This window comes from Dactylosporangium sp. NPDC050688 (genome assembly GCF_040654515.1).
Classification (GTDB): Bacteria; Actinomycetota; Actinomycetes; order Mycobacteriales; family Micromonosporaceae; genus Dactylosporangium.
Genome location: NZ_JBFAIC010000026.1, coordinates 120,907 through 131,622 on the forward strand (window position 1 = coordinate 120,907; position 10,716 = coordinate 131,622).

Below are 10,716 nucleotides of genomic sequence, written 5' to 3' on the forward strand. Positions count from 1 at the left end.
GTCATCCGATGAGCCGAATCAGGCGCGCAGCCATTATCGCACAACGATGCTTCCGGCAAACCCCTAACATCCACTTCCATCCATATCTGCAATCTTGACAAATCGGAAGTGACCAGCCTCGATATTGAAACAATGACGCATGTAAGTTTCTTCGCGCGTCAATTCGGTCCCGCGGTCAGCCCGCTATCCATCCGGCGGTACGGGCGATGCGCACGGAATCCACGCGCGTGCGGGCGCGCAGCTTCGTGCCGATCGCGGTGAGATGGTTGCGGACCGTGCCGACGGCGAGGTGCAGGCTGCCGGCGATCTCCCGCACCGACTCCCCGTGCGCCGTGCGCCGCAACACCTCCAGCTCACGCGGCGACAGCGGGCACTGCCCATCGGAGCCGGCGGCGTCACCGGCCGGGTGGGACTCACCGTCGCGCCCGGCCGCTGCGGCCAGGGCACGCTCGGTCGCCCGCGCCACGACGGCGCTCGCCGCCGCCCGCGACCGTCCCCGGTCGGCCACCGCCAGCACCGCCCCGGCCAGGTCGTCCGCCGGCGCGGCGTGCAGCAGCAGACCGGCGACGCCGTCTCCGGCGGCCGCCCCGTCCGATCCCGACAGGATCAGCGTCGGGCGGTCCGGGTGCTGCTGGTGCAGCGCGATCGCCGCCGACAGCCCGCTGGCACCGGCGAGTTCGGCGGTGTCGGCGCCGACGCCGGTGCGGGCGCGCACGGCGACCGGCACGACCACGACGCCACCGCCGTCCCGGGCGATCACGTGAAGGTCGGGATGCGAGTGCAGCAAGGCGGCGAGCGCCTCACGGACCACCGCAATGTCCTCGACCAGAAGAATGCGTAAGGGCGGCGACTGCATCGCGCCACCTCCTCTCTGCCGCCGAGCGTATGGCGCGGCACAAGCAGATCCACACCCCTAGCCGCCCCTACGACCGGCGGCATCCGGCCTTTAGCCGGTGGCAAGCGCGCTTTCAGCCGCCGCTCCCATGATGAACGCATTTCGTTCCACCGGTCGCCCGCCGGTCGCGGGCCGCGGATGGGGATTGGTGACGACGTGGCGAAACATGACGGCAACGATGAATACACCAGCGGCGCTGCACCGGTTGCGGTCGTCGGCATGTCCTGCCGGCTGCCGCAGGCACCGGACCCGGAAGCGTTCTGGCGGCTGCTCGCCGGCGGGGTCGACGCGGTCGGCCCCGCGCCCGCCGGGCGGGAAGCACACACCGCCGGGCTGCCGGGCGGGTACCTCGACGAGGTCGACGCGTTCGACGCCGCCTTCTTCGGCGTCTCCCCGCGGGAGGCCGCCGCGATGGACCCGCGCCAGCGCATCGCGCTGGAGCTGGCGTGGGAGGCGCTGCAGGACGCCCGGCTGGTCCCCGAGCACCTGCACGGCAGCCGCACCGGCGTGTACGTCGGCGCGATCTGGGACGACTACGCCACCCTCGCCGGCCGGGTTGCCCCCGGCGAGCACACGATGGCCGGCCTGCACCGCGGCATCATCGCCAACCGCGTCTCCCACGTGCTGGGCCTGCGCGGGCCGAGCCTCGTCGTGGACACCGGCCAGTCGTCCTCGCTCGTCGCCGTGCAGCTGGCCTGCGAGGGCCTGCGCCGCGGCGAGACCGGCCTGGCCCTCGCCGGTGGTCTCAACGTCATCCTGGCCCCGGAGAGCACCCTCACCGCGCAGCGCTTCGGCGGGCTGTCCCCCGACGGGCGCTGTTACACCTTCGACGAGCGGGCCAACGGGTTCATACGCGGCGAGGGCGGCGCGGTACTGGTGCTCAAGCTGCTCTCCCGCGCCGTCGCCGACGGTGACCGGGTGTACGCGGTGCTGGCCGGCGGCGCGGTGAACAACGACGGCCCCGGCGAGGCCCTCACCGTGCCGAGCCGCGCCGGGCAGGAGGAGGTGATCCGGGACGCGTACGAGCGCAGCGGCGTGCCGATGACCGCGGTCGGCTACGTCGAGCTGCACGGCACCGGCACCCGCGTCGGCGACCCGGTGGAGGCCGCCGCCCTCGGCGCGACACTCGGCGCGGGCCGCGACGGCGGGGCGGCCGCCCTGCCGGTCGGCTCGGTGAAGACCAACATCGGCCACCTGGAGGGCGCCGCCGGCATCGTCGGCCTGCTCAAGGTCGTGCTGTCGATGTGGCACCGGCAGCTGCCGCCGAGCCTGCACTTCCGGGCCGCGGCCGCCAGCATCCCGTTGCCGGCGCTGGGCTTGCGGGTGCAGACCGAGCTGGTCCCCTGGCCGCAGCAGGACGGCCCGCTGGTGGCGGGGGTGTCGTCGTTCGGCATGGGGGGCACCAACTGCCACGTCGTGGTCACCGCCGCCCCCGCCCCCGCCACCGGCACATCCACCGCCGCCGAGCCCACCGCGCCGATGCCGTTCGTGGTGTCGGGCCGCACCGCCGAAGGGCTGCGGGCGCAGGCGGGGCGCCTGCGGGCGCAGCTCACGGACGCCCCGGCCGCCGCCGTCGCGCGGTCGCTCGCCACCACCCGCAGCCACCTGCCGCACCGGGCCGCGATCGTCGCCGACGGGCGGGAGGCGCTCCTCGACGGCCTCGCCGCCGTCGCGGAGGGGCGGCCCGCCGAGGACGTCGCGACCGGTTCGGTGTCCCGCGGCGGCACGGTGTTCGTGCTGCCGGGCGACGACCCGCAGTGGGCGCGGACAGCCCGCGACCTGCTGGCGGGCAGCGACGCGTTCCGCGAACGCTTCCAGGCCTGTGCCGGCGCGCTCGACCCGCTCACCGGCTGGTCGCTGCTCGACGTCGTGCACGGCCGGCCGGGTGCGCCGGCGCCGGACCACACCGGCGTCGCGCTGCCGGGCATGTTCGCCGTCAGCACTGCACTCGCGCACCTCTGGACGCACCACGGCGTCGAGCCGGCGGCGGTCGTCGGGCACTCCCACGGCGAGATCGCCGCCGCGCACGTCGCCGGCGTCCTCAGCCTCGGCGACGCCGCCCGCGTGATCGCCGCCCGGGCACGCGCCCTGTCCGGCGCACCCGCCGGCGAACACGCGGTCAGCGCGACCGCCGGCGAACACGCGGCCGGCGTGCCCACCGGCGGCGCCCTGCACGGCGCGGCGGTCGAGCTCACCGGGATCGAGCCGCGACCGGGGCGGATCCCGTTCTTCTCCGCCGTCACCGGCACCGCCGTCGACCCGTCGGCACTGGACGCCGGGTACTGGCGCGACAGCCCGGGCGACCGCTTCCGGCAGGCCGTCGCGGCCCTCGCCGCGGCCGGGCACACCCGGTTCATCGAGCTGTCGGCACACCCCGTCCTCGACACCGCCACCAGGCGGAGCCTCGCCGGCACGGACGTCATCACGACGCTGTCCCACGGCGGCGGGCACCGGCGGTTCCTCGTCTCGCTCGCCGCCGCGTACACCACGGGCGCCGAGCCGGCCTGGAGCACGCTCATCCCGGCCGGCGCCCCCGTCGACCTGCCGACCCAGGCGTTCGTCCGCAAGCGGTTCTGGCTGCCCCAGCCCGACCCGACGGCCGCCTCCGCCGGCCCTGCAGCCGGCCCCGCAGCTGCTGCAGCCGGCCCCGCGTCCGTCGGGGCACCGCCGGCGGCCACCGCGGCGACGCAGCCCGGCGCGGCACGGATGGTCGACCTGGCCGGCGCGGAGCGGCTGGTGCGCACGCACGCCGCCGCCGTCCTCGGCCTCGACGGCTGGGCCGACGTCGACCCGGTGCTGACCTTCAAGGAGCTCGGGTTCGACTCCACGCTCGCCGTCGAGCTCGCCGCGCGCCTGGCCGCCGACACCGGCGTCCGCGTCAGCGGCAGCGCCGTGTTCGACCTGCCGACGGTACGGCTGCTCGCCGCCCACCTGCGCGACGAGCTGTCCGGCGCCGTTGCGGCCACCGCCGGGGCCGCGGCGGGCGCGGCGGACGAGCCGATCGCGATCGTGGCGACCGCCTGCCGGCTGCCCGGTGACGTCCGTTCACCGGACGAGCTCTGGCGGCTCGTCGCCGCCGGTACCGACGCCATCACCGGATTCCCGCAGAACCGCGGCTGGGACCTGGCGGCGTTGCGGGCCAAGGGCTGCGCCACCGGGTCCGGCGGCTTCCTGCACGACGCCGACGAGTTCGACGCCGAGTTCTTCGACCTGTCGGCACGCGAGGCCGTCGCGATGGACCCGCAGCAGCGGCTGCTGCTGCAGACCTCGTGGGAGGCGCTGGAGCGGGCCGGGATCGACCCGGCGGGCCTCGCGGGCGAGCCGGTCGGGGTGTTCGTGGGGGCGATGCCGCAGGAGTACGGGCCGCGACTCGCCGGCGGCGACGCCGAACACGCCGGCATGCTGCTGACCGGCACCACCGGCAGCGTCGCGTCCGGCCGCATCGCCTACGTGCTGGGCCTGCAGGGCCCCGCGATCACCGTCGACACCGCCTGCTCGTCGTCGCTGGTCGCGGTGCACCTCGCGGTCCGCGCACTACGCGCCGGCGAATGCGGCATGGCCCTCGCCGGTGGCGTGTCGGTGATGGCCGCGCCCGGCATCTTCATGGAGTTCTCCCGGCAGGGCGGGCTCGCCCCCGACGGGCGCTGCAAGGCGTTCGGCGCCGACGCCGACGGCACCGCCTGGGCCGAGGGCGTCGGGATGCTGGTGCTGCAGCGGCTCAGCGACGCTCAGGCCGCCGGCCACGAGATCCTCGCGGTCATCCGCGGCTCCGCGGTCAGCAACGACGGCGCCAGCAACGGCCTGACCGCCCCGAACGGCCGCTCGCAGCAGCGCGCGATCCGTCTCGCGCTCGCCGACGCCGCCGTCGACGCCGCCGAGGTCGACGCGGTCGAGGCGCACGGCACCGGTACCCGGCTCGGCGACCCGATCGAGGCGCAGGCGCTGCTGGCGACCTACGGCGCGGCGCCCGGCCGCCCGGCGGACCGGCCGCTGCTGCTTGGCTCGCTGAAGTCCAACATCGGCCACGCCCAGGCCGCTGCCGGCGTCGCCGCAGTGATCAAGATGGTGGAGGCGCTGCGCCGCGGCGAGCTGCCGGCCACCCTGCACGCGGACCGCCCGTCGTCCTTCGTGGACTGGGACCGCGGCGGCGTGGCGCTGCTGACCAGGCACACGCCGTGGCCCGCGGTGCAGCGCCCGCGCCGGGCCGCAGTGTCGTCGTTCGGCATCTCCGGCACCAACGCCCACATGATCCTGGAGCAGGCACCCACCGCCGGCGCCCCCGAGGCGGCCGCGCAGGACGCGACGCCGCTGCCGTGGATCGTCTCCGCGAAGACCCCCGAGGCGCTGCAGGTCCGGGCCGGGCAGCTCGCCGAGCACCTCACCGCGCACCCCGCCGACCCGGCCCGCGTCGGCTGGACCCTCGCCACCGCCCGCGGCGGCCTTCCGTACCGCGCCGCCGTCATCGGCCGCGAACCCGGCACGCTGCTCACCGGGCTGCGCGCCCTCGCGGCCGGTGACAGCCCGGCAACCGGCGCCGAGGGCGTGGCCGGCACCGGCCGGACCGTGTTCGTCTTCCCCGGGCAGGGAGCCCAGTGGCGGCAGATGGCCGCCGGCCTCCTCGACGAGGAACCGGTCTTCGCCGCGCGGATCGCCGAGTGCGCCGAGGCGCTCGCACCGTTCGTCGACTGGTCGCTGACCGACGTGCTCCGCGACACGATGCCCGGGTGGGAGCAGCGGGTCGACGTCGTCCAGCCGGCACTGTGGGCCGTGATGGTCGGCCTCGCCGAGCTGTGGCAGCGGCACGGGGTCCGCCCCGACGCGGTCGTCGGCCACTCGCAGGGCGAGATCGCGGCCGCGTGCGTCGCCGGGGCGCTGACGCTGGCCGACGGCGCCCGGATCGTGGCGCTGCGCAGCCGGGCGCTGACGGCGCTCGCCGGCACCGGCACGATGGCGGTGGTGTCGCTCCCCGCCGACCAGGTCCGGGAGCGCATCGGCGACGCGCCGCTGCACATCGCGGTCTGCAACGGCCCGTCCAGCACCGTGGTGGCCGGCCCGCCGCAGCAGACCCGGCAGTTCGTCGCGTCGTCGGTGGCTGCAGGTGTACGGGCGAAGCTCATCGACGTCGACTACGCCTCGCACAGCCCCGCCGTCGAGCCGCTGCGGGAGGAACTGGCCGCGGCGCTGGCCACGGTCCGGCCGGTCGCGGCGGCCGTCCCGTTGTACTCCACCGTCACCGGCGAACCGGTCGACGCCGCCGAGCTGGACGCCGGCTACTGGTGGCGCAACCTGCGCCAGCCGGTCCGCTTCGACGCCGCCGTGCGCGCCCTGGCCCGCGACGGGCACACCCTGTTCGTCGAGGTGTCCCCGCACCCGGTGCTCACCACCCCGGTCGAGGAGTCGCTGACCCGGCTCGGCGTCGGCGGCGCGGCCGTCGGCACGCTGCGTCGTGACCACGGCGACGCCGGGCAGTTCCGGACCGCGGTCGCGCACGCCTACGCCCGCGGCGCGAGCGTCGACTGGACCGCGGTGTTCGCCCCGGCCGCGCGGCGCGCCGTCGAACTGCCCACCTACCCGTTCGCCCGGCGGCGGTTCTGGCTGGCGCCCCGCCCGGACGCCGCCGACCCCGCCGCGCTCGGCCTCGCGGCCGCCGGGCACCCGCTGCTCGGCGCGGCGGTGCCGCTCGCCGAGGGCGACGCGGTCGTGCTCACCGGGCGGCTGTCCGAGTCCGCCCAACCCTGGCTCGCCGACCACGCCGTCGCCGGCGCCGTGCTGTTCCCCGCGACCGGCTTCATCGAGCTGGCCCTGCACGCCGCCGACGTGTGCGGCTCGGCCGGCGTCGAGGAGCTCGTCATCGAGGCGCCGCTGGCGCTGCCGGCCGGCACGGCCGCCGAGCTGCAGGTGACCGCCGCCGGCCCGGACGAGACCGGCGCGCGGCGGGTCACCGTGCACGCCCGCACCGGCGACGGCCCGTGGATCCGCCACGCCGCCGGCACCCTCGCCGCCGACCTGCCGCCCGCCGTCGCCGTGCCCGCCGCCCCCGTGGGCGCCACCCCGGTCGACCTCGCCGGCGGCTACGAGTCGCTGGCCGCGACCGGCTACGGGTACGGTCCCGCGTTCCAGGGCCTGCACCAGCTGTGGCGGAGCGGGGCCGAGCTGCACGCCGAGGTCACCGGCGCCGCCGAGGTCGCCGACGGGCTGTCCGAGGACGGCTACGGCATCCACCCGGCGACGCTGGACGCCGCGCTGCACCCGCTGATCCTCGGCCGTGACCGCCTCGAGCTGCCGTTCGTGTGGCAGCGGGTGCGCCGCCACCGCCCGGGCCGCGGCGGCCTGCGGGTGCGGATCACCCCGGCCGACCCCGACCTGTCCCGGCTGGAGGTCGCCGACGCCTCGGGCGCTGCCGTCCTCACCGCCGACGTGGGCCTGCGCCCGCTGCCCACCGCCGGCCCGGAGCTGCTGGAGCTGTGCTGGGAGCCGCTGGCCACCCCGGCCGCGACCGGTGGCAGCTACCCGCGGCTGGCGGACGTCGAGCTCGCCACCGCCGCCGGCACGGTCGTGCTCCTGGCGCCGGCCGGTGCCGTGCACGAGGTGACCGCCGCGGTGCTCGCCGACGTCCAGCGCTGGCTCGCCGAGCCCGGTACCGCCGCCGCCAGCCTCGCCGTGGTGACCGCCGGCGGTACCCGGCCCGGCGCCGGCGACCCGGCCCCGGACCCGGCGCAGGCGGCGGTGTGGGGCCTGCTGCGCAGCGCGCAGACCGAGCACCCTGACCGGTTCGTCCTGCTCGACGTCGCCCCGGGCACCGCGGCGGCCGACGTGGACACCGCGCTCGCCGCCGGCGAACCCCAGGCGGCGTGGCGGCGCGGCGGGCTGTTCGCCCCGCGCCTGCGGCCTGCCGCGGCACCGCTCACCCTGCCCGATGCGGCGACCCCGTGGCGGCTGGTCACCGGCCCGACCGGCACCGTCGACGGCCTCACCGTCGCCGCGTACCCCGCCGCCCGCGAGCCGCTGCGCGAGGGGCAGGTGCGGGTCGCGGTCCGCGCCGTCGGCGTCAACTTCCGCGACGTGCTCATCGCGCTCGGCATGTACCCGGAGCCGGAGCTCGTCGGCAGCGAGGCCGCGGGGGTCGTCACCGAGGTCGGCCCCGGCGTCACCGGGCTCGCCCCCGGCGACCGGGTCCTCGGCCCGTGGCGCGGCGCGACCGGCCCCACCGCGGTCGTCGACGCCGAGCTCGCGCTGCCGGTGCCGGACGGCTGGTCGTTCGCCGAGGCGGCCGCGGTGCCGGTCGTCTACGCCACCGCGTACCACGCCCTCGTCACCGTCGCCGCCGTCCAGCCCGGCGAGCGGGTCCTCGTGCACGCCGCCGCCGGCGGTGTCGGCCTCGCCGCGACCCAGATCGCCCGGCTGCTCGGCGCCGAGGTCTTCGGCACCGCCGCACCGGCGAAGCACCCGATGCTGCTGGCCGCCGGGTTCGACGAGGCGCACCTGGCCAGCTCCCGCACGCTGGAGTTCGCCTCCCGGTTCGGCGCGGCCGCCGGCAACGGCGTGGACGTCGTGCTCAACTGCCTGGCCGGCGAGTTCACCGACGCGTCCCTCGACCTGGTCGCGCCCGACGGAAGGTTCGTCGAGATCGGCAAGACCGACCTGCGCGACCCGGAAACGCTCGCGCAGACCCACCCGTGGGTCCGGTACCGGCCGTTCGACCTGTTCGACCTGCCCGCGGCCGAGCTGCGGGAGATGCTGGTCGTGCTGCTGCACTGGTTCCGGACCGGGCAGCTGACCCTGCCGCCGGTGACCACATTCGACCTGCGGCAGGCACCCGCGGCGCTGCGGCACGTGCAGCACGCCGCCCACGTCGGCAAGGTCGTGCTGACCGTGCCGCGGCCGCTGCCCGCCGACGGCACCGTGCTCGTCACCGGCGGCACCGGCGGCCTCGGCGCCCACCTGGCCGAGCACCTGGTCCGCGCCCACGGCGTGCGGCACCTGCTGCTGGTGAGCCGCTCCGGCCCCGCCGCGCCCGGCGCCGCCGGCCTGGTCGAGCGGCTCACCGAGCTCGGTGCCACCGCGACCCTCGCGGCCTGCGACGCCGCCGACCGCGACCAGGTCCGCCGGCTGCTCGCCCGCATCCCCGCCGATCGCCCCCTCAGCGCCGTCGTGCACGCCGCGGGGGTACTGCGCGACGCCGCGGTCACGGGCCTGACCCGCGAGCACCTCACCGCCGTGCTGCGCCCGAAGACCGCCGCCGCCGCCAATCTCGACGAGCTGACGCGCGAGCTGGACCTCGCCGCGTTCGTGCTGTTCTCCTCCGCGATCGGCACCATCGGCGGCCCCGGCCAGGCCAACTACGCCGCCGCGAACACCTGGCTCGACGCGCTCGCCCAGGCCCGCACGGCCGCCGGCCGGCCGGCGACGAGCATCGCGTGGGGGCTGTGGGACGCCGGCAGCGGGATGACCGGCGGGCTGAGCCGCGCCGACCTGGACCGGCTGCGCCGCGTCGGGCTCGCCCCGATCGCCGTCGCCGACGGGCTGGCGCTGTTCGACGCCGCGCTGAGCGCCGGGCTGGCCACCGTCGTCGCCGCGGACCTGGACCGGGCCGCGCTCGCCGCCGCCACCGAGGTGCCACCGCCGCTGCGCGGCCTGGTCCGCCCGGCGCCGGCGCGGGCCGCGAACCGGGGTGCGGGGCGCTCCGCGTGGCGCCGGCAGTTCGCCGCCACGCCCACCGGGCAGCGGCTCGGGCTGCTGGTCGACCTGGTCCGCGCGCACACCGCGACAGTCCTCGCGCACCCGGACCCGGCCGCGATCGACGCCGGGCGGGCGTTCAAGGAGCTCGGCTTCGACTCGCTCACCTCCGTCGAACTGCGCAACCGGCTCGCCAAGGCGACCGGCCTGACCCTGCCGGTGACCGTCGTGTTCGCGCACCCGAGCATCGCCGCGCTCGCGACCCACCTGCACGACCTGCACGAGGACGCCCCGGCTGCCGGGTCTGCGGTGGCGGCCGAGGTACCGGTGGCGGCACCGGCCGTCGCGGCGGCGGCGCACGAGCCGATCGCGATCGTCGGCATGGCCTGCCGGTACCCGGGCGGCGTGCGCAGCCCCGAGGACCTGTGGCGGCTCGTCGCCGGCGGGCACGACGCCGTCGGCCCGTTCCCGGACGGCCGCGGCTGGGCCGGCGGGCAGCCCTACGCCCGGGTCGGCGGCTTCATCGACGACGCCGGCGCGTTCGACGCCGAGCTGTTCGGCGTCAGCCCCCGCGAGGCCCTCGCGATGGACCCGCAGCAGCGGCTGCTGCTGCAGATCGCGTGGGAGGCGTTCGAACGGGCCGGCATGAGCCCCGCCCAGCTGCGCGGCAGCCGGACCGCCGTCTACGCCGGCGTCATCGCCCAGGAGTACGGGCCGCGCACCGACCCGCCCGCCGCGCTGCTCGGCCACCTGCTCACCGGCACCAACACCAGCGTCGCGTCGGGGCGGCTCGCCTACACGTTCGGGCTCGAAGGACCGGCCGTCACCGTCGACACCGCCTGCTCCTCGTCACTGGTCGCGGTCCACCTCGCGGTGCAGGCGCTGCGCACCGGCGAGTGCGACGCGGCGCTCGCCGGCGGCGTCACGGTCATCGCCTCCCCCACCATCTTCGACCAGTTCCACGCCCAGGGCGGTCTCGCCGCCGACGGCCGGTGCAAGCCGTTCACCGCGGAGGCCGACGGCACCGGCTTCGGCGACGGCGCCGGCGTCGTGGTGCTGCAGCGCCTGTCGGACGCGCTCGCCCAGGGCCGCACCATCCACGCCCTCATCCGCGGCACCGCCATCAACCAGGACGGCGCCAGCAA

General features: G+C 77.0%; 2 protein-coding genes. One reads left to right on the forward strand and one right to left on the reverse strand.

The window, feature by feature from the left end; all coding sequences use genetic code 11:
- Positions 1–175: 175 nt before the first annotated feature.
- Positions 176–856: a response regulator transcription factor gene (locus AB0H83_RS24710; RefSeq protein ID WP_360098255.1), complete on the reverse strand. Its 681-nt coding sequence runs from the start codon at positions 854–856 to the stop codon at positions 176–178.
- Between the two features lie 195 nt (positions 857–1,051).
- Between AB0H83_RS24710 and AB0H83_RS24715 the strand changes: the two genes are divergently transcribed.
- On the forward strand, positions 1,052–10,716 hold a 9,665-nt coding region (locus AB0H83_RS24715; protein ID WP_360098257.1), incomplete at its 3' end, for an SDR family NAD(P)-dependent oxidoreductase.

Bases quoted from the DNA above. Each gene is read 5' to 3' on its own strand.
- AB0H83_RS24710 (WP_360098255.1), bottom strand. From the start codon at position 856: ATGCAGTCGCCGCCCTTACGCATTCTTCTGGTCGAGGACATTGCGGTG.